The sequence below is a fragment of the Enterobacter sp. BNK-8 genome (assembly GCF_048685095.1).
GTDB lineage: Bacteria > Pseudomonadota > Gammaproteobacteria > Enterobacterales > Enterobacteriaceae > Enterobacter > Enterobacter quasiroggenkampii.
This window is the reverse complement of the sequence record NZ_JBLQTN010000001.1, coordinates 3,633,899-3,658,500: the sequence shown is the minus strand read 5'-3', so window position 1 is coordinate 3,658,500 and position 24,602 is coordinate 3,633,899. Positions and strand designations below refer to the sequence as shown.

The window sequence follows — 24,602 nt, the reverse complement described above, 5'->3', positions numbered from 1 at the left end:
TGGAGATGCAATAATCCGTTACCAGCTGACCTTCACCTCAAAGCCGCCTTCCGCCGCATTGCTCAGCGAGACGCGCATTCCGTGCAGCGCGGCAATGCGCCTGACGATAGAGAGTCCCAGCCCGCTGCCCGTGGCGTTCTGGCCCGGTGGACGATAAAAACGCTCGCCGATGCGTGCCAGCACCTCGGGGTCAACGCCGGGACCGTTGTCGCGCACGCTAAAGCTACGCGCGTCCAGCGTAACGTCCACCACGCTGCCGCGCGGACTGTAGCGGATGGCATTGTCCAGCAGGTTGCGCACCAGCAGGCTGAGCAGCAGGGGCTGTCCCTGACGCTTGACCTGCGGGGCATGGTTGTTGAGGCGAATATCAATCCCTGCCTGCTGCGCCGGATGCCAGATATCCAGCACCGCCGACTGCAGTAAATCGGCAAGCGTTATCGGTTCGACATCGTCCAGGTTGTCCAGCGAGTCCAGACGCGACAGCGTGAGGAGTTGGTCCACCAGCCGGGAAGCGCGGTCGATTCCCGCATGCAGCTGCGCCAGCGCTCTTTCCCGCGCCTGCGGATCGTCCTGCGAGAGCTGCGCCACGTCAGTTTGCACCTTCAGGGCCGCCAGTGGGCTACGCAGCTCGTGGGCCGCGTCGGACGTAAAGCGGCGCTCGCGCGTCATCATCTCCTGGGTACGCGCGAAGAGGTGATTCAGCGAGTCGAGCAAAGGGCGCACTTCCGTGGGGACGCCCTGAAGTACAAGCGCCTCGGTCGCATCCGGCGAGCGGGAGCGCAGGGTCTGCGCCAGCTTTTTCAGCGGCCTCAGCTCCCGGCTCAGGAGGAGAATCAGCAAGAGCAGCATCACGGGCAGCGCTACCAGCCAGGGCGTGAGCTGCGAGCTGACCACGTCCAGCGCCATATCCTGGCGGTACTCCCACTCCTGACCGACCACCACGCGGTACTTCCCGTCGGGTGAGGTCAGCCACAGGAAACGCCATTCGTCGTTGTCGTCCTGGAGCTGCCCGTTAGCAAACCCGTCGCGGCGATAGTGATACGGAATATCGCGCCCGTTCTCGCCGTCGTTCAGCAGCATTTTGCCGTCGACGGCGTAAATGGCGAAAGCCAGCGCGTCGTCATCGAGACGGCCATGCTTCACTTTTTTCGGGATCTCGCGCATCCGTTCGGGGGCGCGGATCTCGTCAAGATCCATCGTCAGCAGCCGTTTGGCAAACAGCATCTGCTGCGTGTCGAAGAGCTTATCCAGCTTGTGGGTGGTCTGCTGCCAGGCCACCAGGCTGGCGGCAAACCATGCCGTCAGGGAGAGCGCTAAAAAGAGGAGCGTCAGGCGCAGCTTCAGGCTCAGGCGTTGCGTCAGCTTCATGCGTCACCCAGGGTATAGCCGATGCCGTGCACGGTGCGGATAAACTCGCTGCCAAGCTTGCGGCGCAGGTGATGAACGTGGACTTCTACCGCGTTGCTGGAGACGTCGTCATCCCAGGTATACAGTTTTTCCTCAATCGTCTTGCGAGGGAGCACGCGGCCTGCGTTGCGCATCAGCAGTTCCAGCAGCGCGAACTCTTTCGGCTTCAACGTCAGCGGTTCACCGTCCAGCGTGGCGACGAGTCGGGTCGGATCGAGCGTGACCTTGCCGTGGCGTAGCTCGCTATGCGTCTGGCCGTGGCTGCGGCGGACCAGCGCCTCAAGGCGGGCGCCCACTTCAATCAGCGCGAACGGCTTGCAGAGATAATCATCCGCGCCAAGACGCAGCCCCTCCACGCGCTGGTTAAGCGCATCCCGCGCGGTCAGGATCAATACCGGCTCGCTGCGCCCGCTTTCGCGCCACGCGCGCAGGATGTCCAGACCGTCGATTTCCGGCAGCGTCAGATCCAGCACCACGGCATCATAGGGCGCAGACGCGAGCGCGGCCTGACCGGTTTTACCGTCGGTAAACCAGTCCACGCTAAAGCCCATTTTGCTTAAACCCGCCCTGATACCGTCGCCGATTAACGTGTCGTCTTCTACCAGTAAAATGCGCATATTCCCTCCTTGATGCCGTCAGTAAACCCTCTGTAAGTGCCTGCTGTACAGCAATAATAAATAAATTTTTCCCTTAAGAAGTTGTTAAGGATTACCCTGTTTAATGGACTGCGAAACCAGATTAAAGGGAGAGTTAATATGAAAAAATTCGCTGCTATTGCCGCCATCATGATGATGACCACTGCCCCCGTTTTTGCCGCGCAGGGCGGATTTAACGGCCCGTCTGCCGCACAGACCCAGACCCAAACGCAGGCAGGCGGTTTTGTCGATAACGACGCCAACCTCACCACCGCGGTGAAGGTAAAAGAGATGAAGGACGACAGCTGGGTGAAGCTGCGCGGGAACATCACCCAGCGCCTGTCCGATGACCGCTATACCTTCCGCGATGAGACCGGCACGGTGAACGTGGAAATTGACCACAAGCGCTGGAACGGCGTGACCGTCACCCCTCAGGATAAAGTGGAAATCCAGGGCAAGGTCGATAAAGAGTGGAACGATTTTGAAATCGACGTGAAGCAGGTCATTAAGCTGAACAAATAACCCGGAAAGGGCCGCATAAGCGGCCCTTTTTCTTTGTGACTCAACTCGTCAGATAGGGTAGTATCTGCGGCAATATTGCCTGAAACCCTTCGGTTTCTGAGTTGAGGAATCACACGTAATGAGCGATATGGCAGAGCGCCTCGCGCTACATGAATTCACGGAAAACGCCTACCTGAACTACTCCATGTACGTCATCATGGACAGGGCGTTGCCGTTTATCGGGGATGGCCTGAAGCCCGTTCAGCGCCGCATCGTGTATGCGATGTCCGAACTGGGGCTGAACGCCACCGCCAAGTTCAAGAAATCCGCCCGTACCGTCGGTGACGTGCTGGGTAAATACCATCCGCACGGCGACAGCGCCTGTTATGAAGCGATGGTGCTGATGGCCCAGCCGTTCTCTTACCGCTACCCGCTGGTGGATGGTCAGGGGAACTGGGGTGCGCCGGACGATCCGAAATCCTTCGCGGCGATGCGTTATACCGAATCCCGCCTCTCTAAGTATGCCGAAGTGCTGCTGGGCGAGCTGGGGCAGGGGACCGTTGACTGGGTACCGAACTTCGACGGTACGCTGCAGGAGCCGAAGATGCTGCCTGCGCGTCTGCCGAACATCCTGCTGAATGGCACCACCGGGATTGCGGTCGGTATGGCGACGGACATTCCGCCGCACAACCTGCGTGAAGTGGCGAAAGCCGCCATCACCCTGATTGAGCAGCCGAAAGCCTCCCTCGACGATCTGCTGGATATCGTGCAGGGTCCGGATTTCCCGACCGAAGCCGAAATCATCACCTCGCGCGCGGAAATCCGCAAAATCTACCAGAACGGTCGCGGCTCCGTACGCATGCGTGCGGTGTGGAATAAAGAAGACGGCGCCGTGGTCATCACCGCGCTGCCGCATCAGGTTTCCGGTGCCAAAGTGCTGGAGCAGATCGCCTCCCAGATGCGCAATAAAAAGCTGCCGATGGTGGATGACCTGCGCGACGAATCTGACCACGAGAACCCGACCCGTCTGGTGATTGTGCCGCGCTCCAACCGCGTGGACATGGAGCAGGTGATGAACCACCTGTTTGCCACCACCGATCTGGAAAAAAGCTACCGCATCAACCTGAACATGATCGGCCTCGACGGACGCCCGGCGGTGAAAAACCTGCTGGAGATCCTCACCGAATGGCTGACGTTCCGCCGCGATACGGTACGCCGTCGTCTGAACCATCGTCTCGAGAAAGTGCTTAAGCGCCTGCATATCCTTGAAGGTTTGCTGGTGGCGTTCCTCAATATCGACGAGGTGATTGAGATCATCCGTACCGAGGACGAGCCGAAGCCCGCCCTGATGTCGCGCTTTGGCATCAGCGAAACCCAGGCCGAAGCGATCCTTGAACTGAAGCTGCGCCATCTCGCCAAACTGGAAGAGATGAAGATCCGCGGCGAGCAGAACGAGCTGGAAAAAGAGCGCGATCAGCTGCAGGCGATCCTCGCGTCCGAACGCAAGATGAACACCCTGCTGAAGAAAGAGCTGCAGGCCGATGCCGACGCGTTTGGCGACGACCGTCGTTCTCCGCTGCACGAGCGCGAAGAAGCGAAGGCGATGAACGAGCACGACATGCAGCCGTCCGAGCCGGTGACCATTGTCCTGTCGCAGAGCGGCTGGGTGCGCAGCGCGAAAGGCCACGATATCGACGCGCCGGGGCTCAGCTACAAAGCGGGCGACAGCTTCAAAGCGGCGGTGAAAGGCAAGAGCAACCAGCCGGTGGCGTTTATCGACTCCACCGGGCGCAGTTACGCCATTGACCCGATCACGCTGCCTTCCGCGCGTGGGCAGGGCGAGCCGCTTACAGGCAAGCTGACGCTGCCGCCGGGCGCGACGGTTGACCATATGCTGATGGAAGCCGATGACCAGAAGTTGCTGCTGGCGTCTGATGCGGGCTACGGCTTTATCTGTACCTTCAACGATCTGGTTTCCCGCAACCGTGCCGGTAAGGCGCTGATTAGCCTGCCGGACAACGCTCACGTGATGGCACCGCTGGTGATCGAGAACGAAAGCGACATGCTGCTGGCGATCACCACCGCCGGACGCATGCTTATGTTCCCGGTCAGCGATCTGCCTGAGCTGTCAAAAGGCAAGGGCAACAAGATCATCAACATCCCGTCGGCGGAGGCCGCGAAAGGCGAAGATGGCCTGGCGCACCTCTTCCTGCTGCCGCCGCAGAGCACCCTGACCATTCACGTCGGCAAGCGCAAAATCAAGCTTCGTCCGGAAGAGCTGCAGAAGGTGGTGGGTGAGCGCGGTCGCCGCGGCTCGCTGATGCGCGGTCTGCAGCGTATCGATCGCGTGGAGATAGACTCTCCTGCACGCAGCGCTGCGGGTGACAGCGAAGAGTAATGTCGTGATATCCCCCTCTGTCCGGAGGGGGAATTTCAATAAAATTTCCCGTAAAATCGTTGTTAATTCGTGCGTTGCGATTAACAATACGCGCTCGTAATAAAGTCCTTACCTGGCCACAGGTGAAGTATAATTGTCAGCTGTTAGGGCTTCAGAGGTCGCTATGCTATATATTGTTCGTCTTATTCTTACCGTTATCTACTGCATTCTGGTCTGTATTTTCGGCTCTATTTATTGCCTGTTCAGCCCGCGTAATCCGAAGCATGTCGCCACCTTTGGCCATATGTTCGGGCGCCTTGCGCCGCTGTTTGGTCTGAAAGTTGAAAAACGTCTGCCGGAAGGGGCGGAGAATTTCGGTAACGCCATCTATATCGCCAACCATCAGAACAACTACGATATGGTGACGGCCTCTAATATCGTGCTTCCACCGACCGTGACGGTGGGCAAAAAAAGCCTGCTATGGATCCCGTTTTTTGGTCAGCTGTACTGGCTTACTGGTAACCTGCTGATTGACCGTAATAACCGTGCAAAAGCGCACAGCACCATTGCAGAAGTGGTGAATCATTTTAAAAAGCGCAAAATTTCAATCTGGATGTTCCCGGAAGGGACGCGCAGCCGTGGCCGCGGCCTGCTGCCGTTTAAAACCGGTGCGTTTCATGCCGCAATTGCGGCAGGTGTTCCAATTATTCCTGTGTGCGTTTCCAATACTTCGAATAAGATTAATCTTAACCGCCTGAATAACGGGCTGGTGATTGTCGAAATGCTGCCACCCGTCGATACCAGCAAATACGGTAAAGATCAGGTGCGCGAGTTGGCCGCGCACTGCCGTGATCTGATGGCTGAGCATATTGCGCTGCTCGACAAAGAAGTCGCAGAGAGAGAAGCCGCCGGTAAGATTTAATCCGGCGTTGAAGGGAAAACGAATTCCCGCGTTGTTAGTCGTTTCAGATGGAGCTTATATGTCACTAAGTCGGCGTCAGTTTATTCAGGCTTCGGGGATCGCCCTTTGTGCGGGTGCGATGCCGCTGACAGCCAGCGCCGCCGGGCAGCAACAGCCGCTGCCTATTCCGCCACTCATTGAATCCCGTCGCGGTCAGCCGCTTTTCCTGACGCTGCAGCGCAGCCACTGGTCCTTTACCCAGGGGACGCGTGCGCCGGTCTGGGGCATTAACGGACGTTACCTTGGGCCGACCATACGCGTGTGGAATGGCGATGACGTTAAGCTCATCTACAGTAATCGTACCCCTGAAAATGTCGCCATGACCATCAGCGGCCTGCAGGTGCCTGGCCCGCTGATTGGCGGCGCGGCGCGCATGATGTCACCCAGCGCCGACTGGGCGCCCGTTCTGCCGATTCGCCAGAGTGCGGCAACCCTGTGGTATCACGCCAACACGCCTAACCGCACGGCGCAGCAGGTCTATAACGGCCTGGCCGGCATGTGGCTGGTGGAAGATGAAGTCAGCAAATCCCTGCCGATCCCGAACCACTACGGCGTGGATGACTTCCCGATTATCATCCAGGACAAACGTCTGGATAATTTCGGCACGCCGGAATACAGCGAGCCGGGCAGCGGTGGCTTCGTCGGCGATACGCTGCTGGTTAACGGCGCGCAGAGCCCGTATGTCGAAGTGTCCCGTGGCTGGGTGCGCCTGCGCCTGCTCAACGCGTCTAACTCGCGCCGCTATCAGCTGCAGATGAGCGATGGCCGTCCGCTGCACGTGATCTCCGGCGATCAGGGCTTTTTACCGGCGCCGGTGTCCGTCAAACAGCTGGCGCTCGCGCCGGGTGAGCGTCGCGAAATTCTCATTGATATGACCAACGGGGATGAAGTGTCTGTCACCTGCGGTGAAGCGGCCAGCATTGTCGACCGTATTCGCGGGTTCTTTGAACCGTCGAGCATACTTGTCTCCACCCTGGTGTTGACCCTGCGTCCAACCGGCCTGCTGCCGCTGGTGACCGATAGCCTGCCCATGCGTCTGCTGCCGCAGGAGATCATGAGCGGCTCGCCGGTGCGCAGCCGTGATATCAGCCTGGGCGACGACCCGGGCATCAACGGCGCGCTGTGGGACGTCAACCGCATTGATATCACCGCGCAGCAGGGCACCTGGGAGCGCTGGACGGTGCGTTCAGATATGCCGCAGTCGTTCCATATTGAAGGGGTGTCGTTCCTGATCCGCAACGTCAACGGCGCGATGCCGTTCCCGGAAGATCGCGGCTGGAAAGATACCGTCTGGGTGGACGGCCAGGTTGAGCTGCTCGTCTACTACGGCCAGCCTTCGTGGCCGCACTTCCCGTTCCTGTTCCACAGCCAGACGCTGGAGATGATGGACAGGGGGTCGGTGGGTCAAATGCTGGTCAACCCGGCGCCGTAAATTGCTTTTCTCCCTCTCCCTGTGGGAGAGGGTTGGGGTGAGGGCAACAGCCCGCATAATACCCCTTCATTTCCCACAATGATCCAGCGTATAATCCCCGCCCTTTTGTCTATTTTTTCTTCGGAAGCATTATGAGCGCAATTTCCCTGATCCAGCCGGATCGTGACCTCTTCTCCTGGCCCCAGTACTGGGCGGCCTGCTTTGGACCGGCGCCGTTCCTGCCGATGTCCCGGGAAGAGATGGACCAACTGGGCTGGGACAGCTGCGACATCATTCTGGTCACGGGCGATGCCTACGTTGACCACCCGAGCTTCGGCATGGCCATCTGTGGCCGTATGCTTGAAGCGCAGGGCTTCCGTGTGGGGATCATCTCCCAGCCTGACTGGAACAGCAAAGACGACTTTATGCGTCTGGGTAAACCCAACCTGTTCTTCGGCGTGACCGCAGGTAACATGGACTCGATGATCAACCGCTATACCGCCGACCGTAAGCTTCGTCATGACGACGCCTACACGCCGGATAACGTGGCGGGCAAACGTCCGGACCGCGCGACCCTCGTCTATACCCAGCGCTGCAAAGAAGCCTGGAAAGACGTGCCGGTGATCCTGGGTGGTATTGAGGCGAGCCTGCGCCGTACCGCGCACTACGATTACTGGTCTGATACCGTGCGCCGCTCGGTGCTGGTGGATTCCAAAGCCGACATGCTGATTTACGGAAACGGCGAGCGTCCGCTGGTGGAAGTGGCGCACCGTCTGTCACAGGGCGAGCCGGTGAGCAGCATCCGCGACGTGCGCAATACCGCGATCATGGTAAAAGAGGCGCTGCCGGGCTGGCGCGGCGTGGATTCCCGCATCATCGATATGCCGGGCAAAATCGACCCGATCCCACACCCGTATGGCGACGATCTGCCGTGTGCGGATAACAAACCGGTAGAGCCAAAGAAAGCGGAAGCGAAGGCTATCGTCGTGCAGCCGCCGCGCCCGAAGCCATGGGAAAAGACCTACGTGCTGCTGCCGTCCTATGAGAAGGTGAAAGCCGACAAGGTGCTCTACGCCCATGCGTCCCGTATTCTGCACCATGAAACCAACCCGGGCTGCGCCCGCGCGCTGATGCAGAAGCACGGCGAGCGCTTTATCTGGATCAACCCGCCGGCCATCCCGCTCTCCACCGAAGAGATGGACAGCGTCTTTGCGCTGCCGTACAAGCGCGTGCCGCACCCGGCGTACGGCAACGCCCGTATCCCGGCGTATGAGATGATCCGCTTCTCGATCAACATCATGCGCGGCTGCTTCGGCGGGTGCTCCTTCTGCTCCATTACCGAGCACGAGGGGCGCATCATTCAGAGCCGTTCGGAAGAGTCGATCATCAACGAGATCGAAGCCATTCGCGACACGGTGCCGGGCTTTACCGGTGTGATTTCCGATCTTGGCGGTCCAACCGCGAACATGTATATGCTGCGCTGCAAGTCGCCGCGCGCGGAGCAAACCTGCCGCCGTCTCTCCTGCGTCTATCCGAGCATTTGCGAGCACATGGATACCAACCACGAGCCAACGATTAACCTCTACCGACGCGCGCGCGATCTGAAAGGCATCAAGAAGATCCTCATCGCGTCCGGGGTACGTTATGACATTGCCGTGGAAGATCCGCGCTACATCAAAGAGCTGGCGACGCACCACGTCGGCGGCTATCTGAAGATTGCGCCGGAGCATACCGAAGAAGGCCCGCTGTCGAAGATGATGAAGCCGGGCATGGGCAGCTACGACCGCTTTAAAGAACTGTTCGACACCTACTCGAAGCAGGCGGGCAAAGAGCAGTATCTGATCCCGTACTTCATCTCAGCGCACCCCGGCACGCGTGATGAGGACATGGTCAATCTGGCGCTGTGGCTGAAGCAGCGCCGCTTCCGCCTGGATCAGGTGCAGAACTTCTATCCGTCACCGCTCGCCAACTCGACGACCATGTATTACACCGGCAAGAACCCGCTGAGTAAGATTGGCTACAAGAGTGAAGAGGTGGTGGTGCCGAAAGGGGATAAACAGCGTCGTCTGCACAAGGCGCTGCTGCGTTACCACGATCCGAAAAACTGGCCGCTGATCCGCCAGGCGCTGGAAGAGATGGGTAAAAAACACCTGATCGGCTCGCGCCGCGACTGTCTGGTACCGGCCCCGACGCTGGAGGAGATGCGCGAAGCGCGTCGCCAGAACCGCAATACGCGCCCGGCGCTGACCAAGCACACGCCGATTGTGCATCAGCGTTCGAACGGTGGAGCGGGAATGAAGAAGAACGTAAAACGTAAGATCGGTTAAACCTGTAACAAAGCCCGGTGGCGCTGGCGCTTACCGGGCCTACAGGTCAGCGCGTAGGCCGGGTAAGGCGCAGCCGCCACCCGGCTTTTTTCTGCATAAGGGTAGGAGGCCCAAAATGAAAATTAGGAAGTTAACAGGAGCGATGCTGATTGGCCTTACGTTATGCGGTTGTGTAATGCACCGCCAGACACAGCCAGAAGTGGAAGGACGTCTAATCGACAGCGCAGGTAAGCCAGTCCCGGGCGCTAAAATAACATTAGAGAGGGAGCAAACGCTTTCTGACGACAACGGTCGTTTTGCTTTTCAGAGCCAGCATGAGTGGATCTTTTTTCTGCCAATAGGTCCGATGGACTGGATTTATCACACCCCGCTCCAGATAAGCGTCAACGGAAAGGAATATCGTGCAGAAGTAGGCGGCGGTCTCGGTGGGCCACATAAACTGGAAGGGAAAGCGTACAACGTTATTTGCACATTACCTGATCTTCCCGGAGAAGCGAGATGTCAGTCCGGTTTATAAATTAAAACGAGCCCGGCGGAAGACCGGGCTCGTTTTAAGTATTATCCGCCAAACTGATCCGGGTCCGGCCCTAAACGCTTGCCCTTATCCAGCTTCGCAATCTCGCCCAGCTCATCTTTGTCCAGCCGGAAATCCCAGACGTCGAAGTTCTCGGCGATGCGCGATGGCGTGACCGATTTCGGGATCACCACCAGGCCGTTGTCCAGATGCCAGCGAATGACGATTTGCGCCGGGCTTTTGCCGTATTTATCCGCCAGTTCACGGATAATTTTTTGATCGAACACGCCCTGGCCACCCTGCGCCAGCGGACTCCAGGACTCGGTCTGGATTTTATGCGTGGCGTTCCAGGCATGAAGCTGCCGCTGCTGCAGCAGCGGGTGCAGCTCGATCTGGTTAATGACAGGCGCGACGCCCGTCTCGTCAATCAGCCGCTGCAGGTGATGAACCTGGAAGTTACAGACGCCGATACTTTTCACCAGCCCCTCTTTCTGCAGTTCAATCATCCCTTTCCAGGCATCAACGTAATGGTCGATGGCCGGAACCGGCCAGTGCATCAGATACAGGTCGACGAAATCGAGCTGGAGTTTCTCCAGGCTCTCCTGCAGGGCTTCGCGGGGACGCTTTTGATCGTCATTCCACAGTTTCGTGGTGATGAACAACTCATCGCGAGGGACACCGGCGCTGGCCAGTGCGGTACCTACGCCGTCCTCGTTTTTGTACGCGGCGGCGGTGTCAATCGACCGGTAGCCGACTTCCAGGGCTTTATGAATGGCGGAGACGACCTCGTCGTTACCGGCTTTCCATACACCTAGCCCCAACTGGGGCATCACGTTGCCGTCCTGCAGCTTGATTACGGTTTGGTTTGCCATTTTTCCTCCTTCAGGTGCGCATCGCCGGAGGGAGACTCCGGCGATGGGGTGTGCATTAAGTCTGGACGAAATGTCAAAAAACGAAAGTCGGGGGGACAAAAACGCTTAGCGTGCCGCCTCGTAAATACGACGGCTGACGTCCAGCGTGATGTCGCCGTGCTCGCCCAGATGGGTCATGCCGTGCTCTTCGAGTTTCGCCAGCAGGGCAGGGATGGAGCTACCGTCCAGGCCGTAGCCAGACAAACGCGTTGGAACGCCCAGACCTTCAAAGAAGCTGCGGGTCGCTTCGATGGCAGCATCAATGCGCGCGTCGTCAGAACCCTCGGTAATGTTCCACACGCGCTCGGCGTACTGCAGCAGCTTGGCGCGTTTGGTGTCGCGTTTTTCGTTCCACAGTGCAGGCAGCACAATGGCCAGCGTCTGCGCATGATCCAGACCGTGCATCGCCGTCAGCTCGTGGCCCAGCATATGGGTTGCCCAGTCCTGCGGCACGCCAGCGCCGATCAGGCCATTCAGCGCCTGTGTAGCCGCCCACATCACGTTGGCGCGAACGTCGTAGTTTTCCGGCTCTTTCAGCGCTTTCGGACCCTCTTCGACGAGCGTCAGCAGAATGCCTTCCGCGAAGCGATCCTGAATTTTGGCATTCACCGGATACGTGACGTACTGCTCAACGGTATGTACAAAGGCATCGACCACGCCGTTCGCCACCTGACGCGCTGGTAGGGTGTAGGTGTAAACCGGATCCAGAATGGCGAACACAGGCTGAACGTGTTCGTTCATGAAGGCCTGCTTGTCACCGGTGGTTTTACGGGAGATCACCGCGCCCTTGTTGGATTCAGAACCCGTCGCTGGCAGGGTCAGCACGGATCCCATCGGGATGGCGCTTTTGATGTCGCTGCCGCGGGTTTCCAGAATGTGCCACGGATCGATGCCGTCAGCGTAGTGCGCCGCAGCGGCGATGAATTTGGTACCGTCCAGCACGGAGCCGCCGCCGACCGCCAGCAGGAAGGTGATGTTTTCTTCGCGGGCGATTTTTACCGCATTCATCAGCGTTTCGTAGGACGGGTTTGGCTCAATGCCGCCAAACTCACGCACGTCCAGACCGTCCAGCGCGCTGTAAACCTGATCCAGCACGCCGGTTTTTTTCACGCTGCCGCCACCGTAGGTGATCAGCACGCGGGCGTCAGCAGGGATCTGTGCGCGCAGGTCAGCGATAGCGTCTTTACCAAACAGAATGCGGGTTGGGGTGTGGAGATTAAAGTTGTTCATTGCTCGTTCCCTTTAGTGGGTGAAAAACCGTGGTGCGCAGAGGGCGACCTGATGCTGCTCATTGTGGCGATCCGGGGCTACGCCCTCAATGCACATTCCTGCCGATGTCTTGCCCATTTCTACAGAGCGCTGGAGAAAGCGCGGAAAACAACGCACACTGTCAACGTCGAAAACCGCACCCGGAGTAACGCAAGATGAACCGTGAGGCTATCTGCCAGCAGCTCACTGTGCAGATTAAGAGATTGATAGATAATGAAAATCGTGCCAGCGAGCTGCTGCCGGACATTCGCCTGCTCTATGGCACGCAGCCGGGGACGCGCACGCCGGTCATGTACCAGCCGGGCATCGTTTTTCTCTTCTCAGGCCATAAAATTGGCTATATCAACGAGCGCGTGTTCCGCTACGACACCAATGAATATCTGCTTCTGACGGTACCTTTACCCTTTGAATGTGAAACCTTCGCGACAGAGGCGGTTCCGCTGGCGGGTATTCGTGTCAATGTCGACATCCTTCAACTGCAGGAGCTGCTGATGGAGATTGGCGAAGATGAACTCTTCCAGCCTTCGATGGCCTCAAGCGGGATTAACTCGGCGACGCTGTCGGAAGAGATCCTCTGCGCCATTGAGCGTCTGCTGGATGTGATGGAGAGGCCGCTGGACGCGCGCATTCTGGGCAAGCAGATCGTCCGCGAGATCCTCTACCACGTGCTGCTGGGCCCGGGCGGCGGCGCGTTACTCGCTCTGGTGAGCCGACAAACCCACTTCAGCCTGATAAGCCGCGTGCTCAAGCGTATCGAAAGCCAGTACACGGAAAACCTCAGCGTCGACCAGCTGGCGGCGGAAGCGAACATGAGCGTCTCGGCGTTTCACCATAACTTTAAATCGGTGACCAGCACTTCGCCGCTGCAGTACCTCAAAACCTACCGGCTGCATAAGGCGCGGATGCTGATGATCCACGATGGCATGAAGGCCAGCGCGGCGGCGATGCGGGTGGGCTATGAAAGTGCCTCGCAGTTCAGTCGGGAGTTTAAGCGCTATTTCGGCGTCACGCCGGGAGAGGATGCGTCACGTATAAGAACGATGCAGGGAGTCTGACGAAAAACGTAGGCCGGGTAAGCGATAGCGCCACCCGGCTTAGTTGAATTATGCGCTGCAGTACTTCTTCTTAATCACCACCGCGATGGTTCCCACCAGACCCGCCACCAGCAGGAACATCGGAAGCACCATCAGGAAGGTCATCACCTGATCTTCGTGGTGTTTCACGAAGGGGATCATATTCAGCGCGTAGCCGAGCGTTGTGACCACGCCAACCCACAGCAGGGCGCTCAGCCAGTTGAAGAACTGGAAGCGGCGGTTCGACAGACCGGAAATGCCCGCCATCGTCGGCAGAAGGGTGCGAACGAACGCGAGGAAACGTCCGGCCAGCAGCGCCAGGAGGCCGTGCCGGTCAAACATGCAGGTCGCACGCTGATGATATTTATGCGGCAGCTGCGCCAGCCAGCTTTTGACGACGCGCGTGTTCCCCAGCCAGCGGCCCTGCAGATAGCTCAGCCAGCAGCCCAGGCTGGCAGCGGAGGTCAGGATAACCATCGTTGGCGTGAAGTCCATGACGCCTTTACCGATTAACGCCCCGGCAAGTAAAAGCAGGCTGTCACCGGGTAAAAACGAGGCTGGCAGTAATCCATTTTCCAGAAACAGAGTTGCGAACATCACGAAATAGACGATACCGACGACGTGAGGATCCGCCAGCGCGGCAAAATCGTGGTGCCAGAGCGCCGCGATAATATCTTGAATAACAGCCATGGACTTTCCTGTGGAACAGCAGATATAGCGCTATTGTACTCCCTTATTCGCCCGTCGGGTTTGATCCCGGGCGCAACTCATGCAGACTTTTCCGCTTGCGGTGTCCACAAAAGCGTCCAGGGAGTACATTTTCAGCCAGCACTCTACACGATACGCTCGAACCCTGCTGCTAAATCCGCAATCAGATCGTCAACATTTTCTAAACCAATATGCAGTCGAATCAGGGTACCGCTGAAGTCCACGTCGCCACCGGGGCGCAGGGCCGCAATCTGTTCCGGCTGGTTAGCCAGGATCAGGGATTCAAAACCGCCCCACGAGTAGGCCATGCTGAAGAGGGTAAAATTATCCAGATAGCTGGCCAGCTCGTCATTATTCAGCCGTTTTTTCAGCACGAACGAGAACAACCCGCTGCTGCCTGTAAAGTCACGCTGCCAGAACTCATGGCCTTTACTGCCAGGTAGCGCGGGGTGATTCACGCGCTCAACCTGCGGATGCTGCGCCAGCCATTCGGCCACCGTCAGACTGCTTTCATGGTGCTGACGCAGGCGAACGCCCAGCGTGCGAAGTCCGCGGCTGGTCATGTAGGCCGTGTCGGCATCCACCATCTGGCCCATCAGGTAGGCATTTTCACGCAGCTGATCCCAGCAGCGCGCGTTGGAGACCGCGGTGCCAATCATCCCGTCAGAGTGGCCAATCAGGTACTTCGTCGCCGCCTGAATCGAAATATCAATGTCGAAGTCCAGCGCTTTGAACAGCACGCCTGCCGCCCAGGTGTTGTCGATCATAACGATCGCCTCTGGCGCTTTACTGCGCACGGCCTTCACGATAGCCGGCACGTCGTGGACCTCCATGGTGAGCGACCCCGGTGATTCCAGGAACACAATGCGCGTGTTTGGCTGAATAAGTTCGGCAATACCTTCACCAATCAGCGGGTCGAACCAGCCGGTCGTCACGCCGAGCTTGCTGAGGATTTTGGTACAGAAGTCCTGGCTGGGCTCGTAGGCGGTGTTGGTCATCAGGATGTGATCGCCCTGTTCCACAAACGCCAGAATGGTATTGGCGACCGCTGCCGCCCCGCACGGGAACAGCGCGCAGCCTGCGCCGCCTTCCAGCTCGCACATCGCTTCCTGCAGAGAAAAATGGGTTAGCGTGCCGCGACGGCCATAAAACAGCCCGCCTTTTGCGCGGTTGCGCGTGGCGATTTTTTTCTCCTCAACGGTGTCAAATACCAGCGAGGAGGCGCGTTGAATCACGCTGTTAACCGATCCCTGGGTATATTTTTTGCTGCGTCCTGCCTGTACCAGCGTGGTATCAAGATGCTTCGTTGTCATGTTCGCTAACCCTGTTTTTATACGTCTGGACGTCCAGACTACCACGATTGGAAAAAACTGCACCCGCAGGCTTATCGAATAAGCAGAAAATATTAGCAAAAAACCGCATAAGAAATTTTTACTGCGTAAGCGCAAGGAAAGTGAACGAAAATTGCGGCACTATGCAAATACTAATGAGAACTACTATCAATTCGACGACGTTTTGATATTATTACGTTCAGATTTTGTGATTTGCGTCCTGGAGATACAGAGTGGGTAATAATTTGATGCAGGCGGATCTCTCCGTTTGGGGCATGTATCAGCATGCTGACATCGTGGTTAAGATTGTGATGATCGGCCTGATTCTGGCGTCCGTTGTCACCTGGGCTATCTTCTTCAGCAAGAGCGCCGAGCTGCTTTCGCAGAAGCGTCGCCTCAAGCGGGAACAGCAACAGCTGGCAGAAGCCCGCTCTCTGGATCAGGCTTCAGATATGACCTCATCCTTCCACGCGAAAAGCCTGACTACCCTGCTGGTGAATGAAGCACAGAACGAGCTGGAACTCTCCGCGGGCAGTGAAGATAACGAAGGCATCAAAGAACGTACCGGTTTCCGTCTGGAGCGTCGCGTGGCGGCCGTTGGCCGACACATGGGGCGCGGTAATGGTTATCTGGCGACGATCGGCGCGATCTCACCGTTTATCGGTCTGTTCGGTACGGTCTGGGGCATCATGAACAGCTTTATCGGTATCGCGCAGACTCAAACCACCAACCTGGCGGTTGTGGCACCGGGTATCGCAGAAGCGCTGCTGGCGACGGCGATTGGTCTGGTCGCGGCGATTCCGGCGGTGGTTATCTACAACATCTTCGCGCGTATGATTGGCAGCTACAAAGCGACGCTCGGTGACGTTGCCGCGCAGGTACTGCTGCTGCAGAGTCGCGATCTCGACCTGAATGCCAGCGCCGTTAAGCCGGTGCACGCGGCGTCCAAACTGCGCGTGGGTTGATATTATGGCGATGCGTCTAAACGAAAATCTGGACGATAACGGCGAAATGCATGAGATCAACGTGACGCCGTTTATCGACGTCATGCTGGTTCTGCTGATTATCTTCATGGTGGCCGCGCCGCTGGCCACGGTCGACGTGAAGGTGAATCTGCCGGCCTCGTCCAGCCAGCCGCAGCCGCGTCCGGAAAAGCCTGTCTATCTGTCCGTGAAGGCCGATAAATCCATGTTCCTTGGCAATGACCCGGTCACGGCCGACTCTGTCATCCCGGCGCTGGATCAGCTTACTGGCGGTAAGAAAGACACTACGGTCTTCTTCCGTGCGGATAAAACCGTGGATTATGAAACCATGATGAAGGTAATGGACACGCTGCATCAGGCGGGTTACCTGAAGATTGGGCTGGTCGGCGAAGAGAAAGCGGCCAAAAAATAGAACGAAAGCTGGCGAAAGCCAGCTTTTTTGTTTTCTGCCACGCAACATCGTTATTATTTACTGCTGTATATCCCTATTCTTCATATTTCTTTATCAATAAAGCCAACGTTAATAATGTATTGATAGTTAAGTAAATATCAGTATTCGCCTGCGCCATTAAAATATATCTTTTGCTGAAATGGCGTCGTGGAATATCCCCACTACGCTTAAAAAAAGATAATAAAAACAGTCCTTCTTCGAAGGATCTTTTCACCTGCACAGCAAGAGACTCCCTATGGCTACGATGACATGGCTGTATCCGCACGCGCCTCAAAACGATCTGTTTTCGCTTTCTGCCATTCGACGACGCGCCGACAGGCTAATACTGGTGCTCATCTGGTCGCTGTGGGCCATCTCGCTGGGCGTGGGCTATATCAACGAAAACATCATGCAGGGGGCGATTGTCGGCACCTCTCTGGCCTGTTTATCGACGCTGCTGACGATGGTGTTCCCCGGCGCGCTGTTGCTCCGCCTGAGCTCTGCGTGTGTGCTAATGGCATTTTCCGCGCTGCTGATTCATCTGGGCGAAGGTGAAACCGAATACCATTTCTCGGTTTTCGTCCTGCTTTCCGCGCTCCTTGCCTGGCGAGACTGGCGCCCGCTGGTGATGGGGGCGGCGGTCATCGCATTACATCACCTGGTGTTCAACTATCTGCAGGAAAACGACCTGTACGGCGTCGTGGTGTTCATGCACACCGGCTTTCATATGGTGGTTTTCCACGGGCTGTTTGTGGTGGTCCAGACCGCGATCCTGGTTCTGTTGGCGATTCGTATGGAGCAGGACGCCCGCTCGGCGAGCGAGGTGGCAAGGCTGGCGGGGGTGATCAATCGCGAACCGGGGTATCTCACGCTGGCCGTCGATGCGGCACCCGCAGAGTCTCCCTTTGCCCGCACGTTCAGCCTGACGCTGGGCACCATGCGCGCCACGCTTGAGCAGGTCAGCACCAATATTGGGCAACTGCTGGAGGCATCTCGCGCGTTAGGGCAACGCAACAGCGCGCTGTCGGAACGTACCGATCACCAGGCAAGTTCGCTGGCGACGGCGGCCAGTGCGATGGAACAACTGAGGGCTGTCGCCACCCTGACCAGTGAAAAAGCCCGCCAGGTTCGGGAGGTGGCATTCAGTACCAGTAACGTGGCGGAGCAGGGAGGCCATAACGTACGGCAGGCGATTGCGGCGATGGAGCACATTCGCGAGGAGTCGCAGCGCATTTACGCCATTCTGGAGCTGATCGACGGGATTGCGTTCCAGACCAATATCCTGTCGCTCAACGCCTCGGTCGAGGCTGCCAGAGCGGGGGAACATGGCAAAGGCTTCGCGGTAGTTGCCTCGGAAGTGCGCGTGCTGGCCCAGCGCAGCGAGGGAGCTGCAAAAGACATTCGCCAGCTGCTGACCGCATCGCAGGCAACCACGCTGCAGGGCGTCGAGCAGGTTGAGCAGGCCGGTATGACAATGAAGTCGATCATTGAGAGCATTGAAGGGCTCCGCTCGCTTCTGGAGGAGCTGTCGCAGATGAGCGAGCAGCAGCGGGCGAGCATTGCGCAGATGAACGACAGTATTGCCAGCATCGATGCCAGCGTGCAGGAGAACGTGCGTCACGTAGCGCAAACGCTGCAGGTGGCTGAAGCGCAGCGGCAGCAGACGGGGCAGTTAAAAGAGGCGATTGCCGTATTCAGATTTAATTAGCGTTGCGGTTCGGAAGGGGCGCTGGCGCCAGACGCCAGCGCGTCCTCATCAAGCGCAACGCAGGTGACGTTTGAGGTACGGTACTCACCGTCTGACAGTTTGCGCGTCAGGCGCAGAGTGGCGATTTCTCTGGCAAGCAGATACTGGTAATTGGCCTCGAGGCGACCCAGAAGCTTCTCTTTCAGCTCTGGCCGCTGTTCCATGATGGCGTTCATCACGGCACCGTAAATTTCTTCTTTGACCTGTAGCGGATAAATTTCACGGCGATTCTGCCATTTCAGCCGCACCAGCGTTGCCGGGATCGATACCAGGTCCTGGGTAATACGCGTCATCTCGTCATTTTTTGTGTTTCGCAGCGCATCGAGATTTTGCTTTAAGATAAATTCATCACTTTTCTTATCATCTAAAGTCAAATAAACGTCGTTGTTTTTAACTTCCTTCACGTTAATCCTCCCCCAGGCTATAAAAAATTGGGTTGTTTTTTTCGCGCGTAATTAAGTTAAGCCAAATTTCATTGCCCGCTTCGTTAATTTCTTTGGTTTTTTCGGCCAATATTTGACTTAGTTTCTGGGCATCTATTTCTCCTTCGGCCTGCAGATCGTTCAGCAGGTGGACGAAGGCTTCAATTTTTATGGCGCGAAATAAGCGGTCTTTAATATGGCGATCGTGCTCTTCCAGCAACATATTACGGGATTTGCCGGTGCGGGAAACACCAATTAATATATCAGGCTCGAAATCAGAGAGCTTTCTTTTCCCCTGAGTGAAACTGACCTCTTTTTCTGCTTCCGTCGGTTGCTGTTCCACAGGCGTAATGTGGTACTTAGCCGGGACGAGATAGTCGGGCAGCATTTTTAATTTCCTTTAATTTCAACAGGGTGGGGTTGGTAAAGGCGTGAGATTCGTTGACAATATCATGAGGCAAATTTAAAATCAAAAAAAATGGAGCCTACCCATGAACAGCATCTTTTTTACGGTCATCACATTACTATTACTGACCGCTGGTGTGCTTTTATTGATGCAGGAGTTCAATAAAACGAAAGTGTCGAAAGACGCCAGTGAACCGCCGCAACCGGAACTCATGACAAAAGAGGAAGGAGAAGACCATTTCTCTGTATTGATGAACTCCGTTACGCCTGTCTGGTACTGGCGGGTGAACCATGAATATATCGACTTTTTACACGCGACAATTAAACGCATGAAAATGTCGGAAATTAATGACACGCCAGGACTGTTTGAGGCACAGCGTCGCTGTAGCGACCTGAATTCAGCCGTGTATAAATATTATGACAATATCAAAAAACGCTGCCTTAACGGCGAGAAGGTCTCTTATTCCGATCTGGACGTATTAAATTTGCGTCAGTGTTTTCGTGAGTTTAGCCTGGAAGCCTACCCGGAGCTGGTGGTGCTGGTCTGGCCAGAGTATGCCCGTCCGGAAGTTAACCCCGACAACGTCTGAGTCACCAGACTGGTGAGTTATTGCAAACAGTCAGCGCCATTGGGATATACTGGGCGCTGGTTTCTTTTGCAAACAGGACTTTATGGAACGCTTTTTTGAAAACGCCATGTACGCCTCTCGCTGGATACTGGCCCCCGTCTATTTTGGCCTTTCGCTGGCGCTTATCGCGCTGACGATTAAGTTCTTTCAGGAAATCCTGCACGTTCTGCCGAACATTTTTTCTATTGCCGAGGCGGATTTGATTCTGGTTCTGCTGTCGCTGGTGGATATGACCCTGGTGGGCGGACTGCTGGTGATGGTGATGTTTTCCGGCTACGAGAATTTTGTCTCCCAACTGGATATCGACGAGCGTAAAGAGAAGCTCAGCTGGTTGGGCAAAATGGATGCCTCGTCGCTGAAGAATAAAGTGGCCGCGTCGATTGTGGCGATCTCTTCTATCCACCTGTTACGCGTGTTTATGGACGCGAAGAACGTGCCGGATAACAAACTGATGTGGTATGTCATTATCCATCTGACGTTTGTGCTGTCTGCGTTTGTGATGGGGTATCTGGATAAGATCAGTAAGAAGTAAAATACACCCTAACCCTCTCCCCAAAAGGGAGAGGGGACTGCTCTGTGCGGCCTTATTTATCCGACGACGCCTGCCATAGATTCAACTCTCCATCCGCGACATGCTGGTCAATCCGCTTGAGTTCATCCTCAGTAAAGTGCAGGTTATCCAGCGCCCGAACGTTCTCCTCAATCTGTTCCGGGCGGCTTGCGCCAATCAGCACTGACGTCACGCGCGCGTCTTTCAGCAACCAGCTCAACGCCATCTGCGCCATGGTCTGACCCCGCGCCTGCGCCATCTCACTCAGCAAACGCAGGCTGTTCAGGTTAGCTTCGGTCAGCATTTTTTCGTTCAGACCGCGGACTTTCTTGCCTTCACGCTGCATGCGTGAATCTTCAGGAATACCGTTCAGGTATTTTCCGGTCAGCAGCCCCTGCGCCAGCGGGGTAAAGGCGATACACCCGGTCCCGTTTGCTGCCAGCGCATCCAGCAAACCGGTCTTATCGACCCAGCGATTGAGCAGGTTATAGGACGGCTGGTGGATCAGCAGGGGGATCTTCCACTCGCGCAGCAGCTCGGCCATTTTTTGCGTGCGCCCGGTTGAGTAGGAGGAAATGCCCACATACAGCGCTTTCCCACTCTGCACCGCCTGCGCCAGCGCAGAGGCTGTCTCTTCCATCGGCGTGTTTTCATCCACGCGGTGGGAATAGAAAATATCCACGTATTCGACGCCCAGGCGCTTCAGGCTTTGATCGAGGCTGGCGAGCAGATATTTGCGTGACCCGCCCGAACCATATGGCCCCGGCCACATGTCGTAACCGGCCTTGGTGGAGATAACCAGCTCGTCGCGGTACGCGGCAAAGTCCTCCCGCAGCAGGCGGCCGAAATTCTCTTCCGCGCTACCCGCCGGAGGTCCGTAGTTATTGGCCAGATCGAAATGGGTGATGCCGAGGTCGAAGGCTTTGCGCAGCAGCGCCCGCTGGGCTTCAAGAGGCTGGACATGGCCGAAGCTGTGCCACAGTCCCAGCGACAGCGCGGGCAGGCGCAGGCCACTCTTGCCACAGTGGCGGTACTGCATATTCTCGTAGCGGTCAGGGGCAGGGTACCAGGACATGATGTCTCCTTTTCTTATCGATAATTTTTTGAAACGTCGTTTTCATTCTGTCCTTATCAAAACACAAATCCCGGGGAGAAGCGATGGCAGAACTCCCTGCCAGCAATTTTCCCCGGGATGCGTCAGACATTGAGCCCTGCACTGCCCGGTACACGCAGGTCACCGGGCAATCAGACGACTATCAGAAGCTATAGCTCATCCCCGCCTGTACGCTGGCATCGTTATCCACATCGCCAGTACCGACATAGACGCCAGTGGTCAGGGTGAAGTTATGGGCGATGGTGGCGTTGATGCCTGCCCCAAAGATGCCCATGGTGTTGTTGTGACCGGCGGTATTGTGATAATCCGCCGCCTGAATGTCGGTGTTATCGCTGAACTCTTTCTGGAAGCGCGCGTCGATCCACGGCATCACCTTCACGTTTTTGTTCAGATCGCGAAGGGTGGTGGTGAGCCTCACGCCCGCGCCGCCGTTCCAGGAAGAGACCTGGCTGTCGGCAAAGGTGACTTCGCTGTCAGAGAAGCCGTTCGCTTTGGTTTGATCCCAGCCAAGAGTGGCGTAGGGTTGCAGCAGCGTTTCGCCTGGCAGCAACACGTTCACCCCGGTGCAGGCCTGCGCCAGATACAGACTGCCATCGGTGGAGCCGTGCAGCGCTTCCGTCATGCCGCTGGTATCGCCCGTCACGTTGTTGGCAGACAACGAGTAACGCATATCGCCGTAGCTGAAGCTGCCGTCAGCAAACAGACCCCAGGTTCGGCCGTTCAGCGCCTGCTGCCAGCCGCCATACAGGCTGTAGTAGTTACCGTAAACGCTGTCTTTGAAGCTATCCGCACCGTCGCTGGTGTCCTGCACGCGGCTGCGCGTCCATGCCAGCGCGATACCGCCGGTGACGCTGTCGCCGTTGTCCAGATGCGCCGTCCAGTCTACGCCGCCCTGTGCACCCTGAGTGATGCTTTTATAGTCGACGTCGTTGCTGAAATTACCGTTCTGATAAAGGAAATCGCCCCAGACCTGCGCACCGTCCTGCTGTTCTCCCAGCAGGTTTGCCAGATGCACCTGGTTCATGTGGTTGCTGATGTCATCCGCTACCTGATGCCCGGCCTGTTCCGCTGCATCCAGGCCGGCTACCAGCCCCTGAACGTCGCTCGCAAGGTTGCCCTTCTGGCTATTAAATTCAATATTCCAGCTCTGGCTATTATCTGCAGTCAGCTGAGCCTGAGGCACGCTGTCGGCTGCAACAATATTCAGACTGTTGTTGTAGTTATACGCGCCGCTACGGTTCTCCACGGTCTGGTCGCCGTTGGTAAATGTGGCTGCTGCATAATTCTGCGGCGCACTGCTGCCCGACGTGGTGAAGGTCCCCAGGACTATCCCCTGCTGATTTTGCGCTGACGGCGTAATGCTGTTCACCACCACGGCGTTATTTGCGCCGGTAATATTACCGAAATTCACGTAGCTGTCGGTGCTCATGGTAACCAGCGCATTGCTGCCGGTGGTGTTGGCAATCAGGGTTGAACCGTTTTGCAAACTCCAGTTGGTTGCATCGTTAATTTTATCAATGGCAATGCTGTTATCGCTGGTGGTATTTACCGTTTCAAACTGGCTTATTTGTCCGGATATGGAGCTGCCCGCATCCATTGACAGAGTATCGCTGCCGTCACCACCGTTAACATTGCCATTGACATGTGAATCATTGGTCAGCACGACCGTATCATCACCTGCACCCGTTGTAATATCACCGTTGACGGTTGCGTTGTTCTGCAGCGTAATTGTGCTATTGCCCGTATTCTGGCTGGTATTTATCTCGCCATTCACGGTGCTGTTATCCACCAGAACGGAATTTGCGGAGTTACCATCGACGGTCACATTGCCATTTACCACGCTGTTATTGGTCAGTGAAATCAGCGTGGTGCCGTTTTCGTTAAAGGCCCCAATGTCGCCGGTGACCGTGCTGTTATTCAGCGCCAGCGAATCAGCCTTCGTTCCGTACATCGCGATGGCGACATCGCCAAAAGCATCCAGGTTGATGTCGCTGAAGGGCTTGTATTCGCTCAGTTTTACCGCCAGCGTGTCGATGTTCTGCGCGATTTCGCTCTGCGAGGCATCCACGGAAGCGTTAGTCAGCGTAATATTGGTATCAGATTTATCGCTACCCGCGTAAATACCGCCTTTATCCATCGTGCTGTTGCTGATGGCAATATTTTGTGCACCGGCTCCAGCACTGAGAATACTGCCGTGCAGCATGCTGCCGTCCTCAACGTTGACGGTGTGGTAACCTTTATCCATGGGGTCGAGGTAAATGGCGGAACCCATCATATAGGCTTTCTTGCCCTCGTAGCTTCCGGCGTCATTTTCGCCATTCAGCGTGGCGTCATCGATGGTTACCGTCGTATTGGTGGTCGCACCGGTATTGCCCACTTCGATCATATCGACGGTGGCGCCGTTATTCACCGTAATATTAGCCGTCCCCCCGTTGCTGCCCTGAATATAATGGCCGGACATGTCGGTACCAGAAACGGTTAATGATTGGGTATCCCCTGATTCACGGCTTCCATCCATAAAGATATTATTTGCGTTGGCGTCGGCCATAATGGCATTAGTCACGCCGGGATCTTCATAGAAACTATTATCTTTATATTTCGATAAGCCGCAGGTCTGCGACGTCACGCCAGGCTGGCAGGGCGTAGCGGGAGTGACGGCAGCCTGGGCACCAAATGACGTTAAAGCCACTAAGACACATTGCGAAAGCAACGTACGATTCATTAATTTGCGCATTTTAAGTTCTCTGGATGAGTCGAAAATTGTCCGGCTCTTTTTAATTGAATTTATTTAAAATAAGAACTTTCTTAGCGGCTAAGGATGTAATGAAATCTGAAGATATATATCGAGCAATAATTGACGTTTAAATAATTAAATCTAATTAATAAATTTGAATTAA

At 56.4% G+C, this 24,602-nt stretch carries 22 protein-coding genes; 12 read left to right on the top strand and 10 right to left on the bottom strand.

Annotation, left to right across the window (positions count from 1 at the left end; translation table 11 throughout):
* Positions 1-18: 18 nt before the first annotated feature.
* A complete protein-coding gene (gene qseC, locus ACMGGU_RS17575) occupies positions 19-1,368 on the bottom strand; it encodes a quorum sensing histidine kinase QseC (protein ID WP_219288541.1) in 1,350 nt (449 codons plus the stop codon).
* Positions 1,365-2,024: a quorum sensing response regulator transcription factor QseB gene (gene qseB, locus ACMGGU_RS17570; protein WP_023326078.1), complete on the bottom strand. Its 660-nt coding sequence runs from the start codon at positions 2,022-2,024 to the stop codon at positions 1,365-1,367. Before qseB ends, qseC begins: the two co-directional genes overlap by 4 nt.
* Positions 2,025-2,162: 138 nt before the next feature.
* On the opposite strand from qseB, the gene ACMGGU_RS17565 reads away from it, so the two are divergent.
* The 6 genes from ACMGGU_RS17565 to ACMGGU_RS17540 all read left to right on the top strand — a co-directional run bounded on the left by ACMGGU_RS17565 (position 2,163) and on the right by ACMGGU_RS17540 (position 10,136).
* Entirely contained in the window at positions 2,163-2,564 is a 402-nt protein-coding gene (locus ACMGGU_RS17565; RefSeq protein ID WP_023344926.1) for a YgiW/YdeI family stress tolerance OB fold protein, read from the top strand.
* 118 nt (positions 2,565-2,682) lie between these two features.
* A complete protein-coding gene (gene parC, locus ACMGGU_RS17560; protein ID WP_045909972.1) occupies positions 2,683-4,941 on the top strand; it encodes a DNA topoisomerase IV subunit A in 2,259 nt (752 codons plus the stop codon).
* 163 nt (positions 4,942-5,104) lie between these two features.
* Complete coding sequence (plsC, locus tag ACMGGU_RS17555; protein WP_024906505.1) at positions 5,105-5,842, top strand: 1-acylglycerol-3-phosphate O-acyltransferase; 738 nt, start codon at positions 5,105-5,107, stop codon at positions 5,840-5,842.
* A gap of 58 nt (positions 5,843-5,900) precedes the next feature.
* Complete coding sequence (ftsP, locus tag ACMGGU_RS17550; protein ID WP_045909971.1) at positions 5,901-7,313, top strand: cell division protein FtsP; 1,413 nt, start codon at positions 5,901-5,903, stop codon at positions 7,311-7,313.
* A gap of 131 nt (positions 7,314-7,444) precedes the next feature.
* Entirely contained in the window at positions 7,445-9,619 is a 2,175-nt protein-coding gene (locus ACMGGU_RS17545) for a YgiQ family radical SAM protein (RefSeq protein WP_045909970.1), read from the top strand.
* A gap of 115 nt (positions 9,620-9,734) precedes the next feature.
* The gene (locus ACMGGU_RS17540) at positions 9,735-10,136 is read left to right on the top strand and encodes a carboxypeptidase-like regulatory domain-containing protein (RefSeq protein ID WP_045909969.1); all 402 of its coding nucleotides are present in this window, start codon (positions 9,735-9,737) and stop codon (positions 10,134-10,136) included.
* A gap of 41 nt (positions 10,137-10,177) precedes the next feature.
* Here ACMGGU_RS17540 and dkgA read toward each other — a convergent pair whose 3' ends face one another.
* Both dkgA and yqhD read right to left on the bottom strand, forming a co-directional pair.
* On the bottom strand, positions 10,178-11,005 hold the full coding sequence (gene dkgA / locus ACMGGU_RS17535; protein ID WP_045909968.1) for a 2,5-didehydrogluconate reductase DkgA: 828 nt from the start codon (positions 11,003-11,005) through the stop codon (positions 10,178-10,180).
* Between the two features lie 105 nt (positions 11,006-11,110).
* Positions 11,111-12,274: an alcohol dehydrogenase gene (yqhD, locus tag ACMGGU_RS17530; protein ID WP_045909967.1), complete on the bottom strand. Its 1,164-nt coding sequence runs from the start codon at positions 12,272-12,274 to the stop codon at positions 11,111-11,113.
* A 194-nt stretch (positions 12,275-12,468) separates the two neighbouring features.
* Here yqhD and ACMGGU_RS17525 point away from each other — a divergent pair, with 194 nt between their 5' ends.
* Positions 12,469-13,368 (top strand): AraC family transcriptional regulator, encoded by a 900-nt coding sequence (locus ACMGGU_RS17525; RefSeq protein WP_045909966.1) that lies wholly within the window; start codon positions 12,469-12,471, stop codon positions 13,366-13,368.
* 48 nt (positions 13,369-13,416) lie between these two features.
* Here the strand turns inward: ACMGGU_RS17525 and yghB are convergent, their stop codons facing one another.
* Positions 13,417-14,076, bottom strand: a complete 660-nt coding sequence (gene yghB, locus ACMGGU_RS17520; protein ID WP_024906512.1) for a DedA family general envelope maintenance protein YghB — start codon at positions 14,074-14,076, stop codon at positions 13,417-13,419.
* Positions 14,077-14,219: 143 nt separating this feature from the next.
* Positions 14,220-15,407: a cystathionine beta-lyase gene (gene metC, locus ACMGGU_RS17515; protein ID WP_045909965.1), complete on the bottom strand. Its 1,188-nt coding sequence runs from the start codon at positions 15,405-15,407 to the stop codon at positions 14,220-14,222.
* A 251-nt stretch (positions 15,408-15,658) separates the two neighbouring features.
* Here metC and exbB point away from each other — a divergent pair, with 251 nt between their 5' ends.
* From exbB to ACMGGU_RS17500, 3 genes are all read left to right on the top strand, one after another.
* Positions 15,659-16,390 (top strand): tol-pal system-associated acyl-CoA thioesterase, encoded by a 732-nt coding sequence (gene exbB / locus ACMGGU_RS17510; protein WP_021242115.1) that lies wholly within the window; start codon positions 15,659-15,661, stop codon positions 16,388-16,390.
* Positions 16,391-16,394: 4 nt separating this feature from the next.
* Positions 16,395-16,820, top strand: coding sequence for a TonB system transport protein ExbD (gene exbD, locus ACMGGU_RS17505; protein WP_045909964.1), 426 nt, complete (start codon positions 16,395-16,397; stop codon positions 16,818-16,820).
* A gap of 274 nt (positions 16,821-17,094) precedes the next feature.
* A complete protein-coding gene (locus ACMGGU_RS17500; protein WP_420300774.1) occupies positions 17,095-18,546 on the top strand; it encodes a methyl-accepting chemotaxis protein in 1,452 nt (483 codons plus the stop codon).
* Here ACMGGU_RS17500 and ACMGGU_RS17495 read toward each other — a convergent pair.
* The gene (locus ACMGGU_RS17495) at positions 18,543-18,989 is read right to left on the bottom strand and encodes a hypothetical protein (protein ID WP_045909962.1); all 447 of its coding nucleotides are present in this window, start codon (positions 18,987-18,989) and stop codon (positions 18,543-18,545) included. The two genes, ACMGGU_RS17500 and ACMGGU_RS17495, sit on opposite strands and share 4 nt — an antisense overlap.
* 1 nt (position 18,990) lies before the next feature.
* Positions 18,991-19,395: a hypothetical protein gene (locus ACMGGU_RS17490; protein WP_008499807.1), complete on the bottom strand. Its 405-nt coding sequence runs from the start codon at positions 19,393-19,395 to the stop codon at positions 18,991-18,993.
* Between the two features lie 103 nt (positions 19,396-19,498).
* On the opposite strand from ACMGGU_RS17490, the gene ACMGGU_RS17485 reads away from it, so the two are divergent.
* Together ACMGGU_RS17485 and ACMGGU_RS17480 are read left to right on the top strand one after the other, a co-directional pair.
* Complete coding sequence (locus ACMGGU_RS17485; RefSeq protein ID WP_045909961.1) at positions 19,499-20,002, top strand: ESA_00282 family adhesion-associated protein; 504 nt, start codon at positions 19,499-19,501, stop codon at positions 20,000-20,002.
* Between the two features lie 82 nt (positions 20,003-20,084).
* Positions 20,085-20,573 (top strand): TIGR00645 family protein, encoded by a 489-nt coding sequence (locus ACMGGU_RS17480; RefSeq protein ID WP_008499805.1) that lies wholly within the window; start codon positions 20,085-20,087, stop codon positions 20,571-20,573.
* Positions 20,574-20,625: 52 nt separating this feature from the next.
* On the opposite strand, the gene ACMGGU_RS17475 is transcribed toward ACMGGU_RS17480, so the two are convergent.
* Together ACMGGU_RS17475 and ACMGGU_RS17470 are read right to left on the bottom strand one after the other, a co-directional pair.
* Positions 20,626-21,666, bottom strand: a complete 1,041-nt coding sequence (locus tag ACMGGU_RS17475; protein WP_048224895.1) for an aldo/keto reductase — start codon at positions 21,664-21,666, stop codon at positions 20,626-20,628.
* Positions 21,667-21,847: 181 nt separating this feature from the next.
* Positions 21,848-24,394: an autotransporter domain-containing protein gene (locus tag ACMGGU_RS17470; protein WP_420300773.1), complete on the bottom strand. Its 2,547-nt coding sequence runs from the start codon at positions 24,392-24,394 to the stop codon at positions 21,848-21,850.
* Positions 24,395-24,602 lie beyond the last annotated feature (208 nt).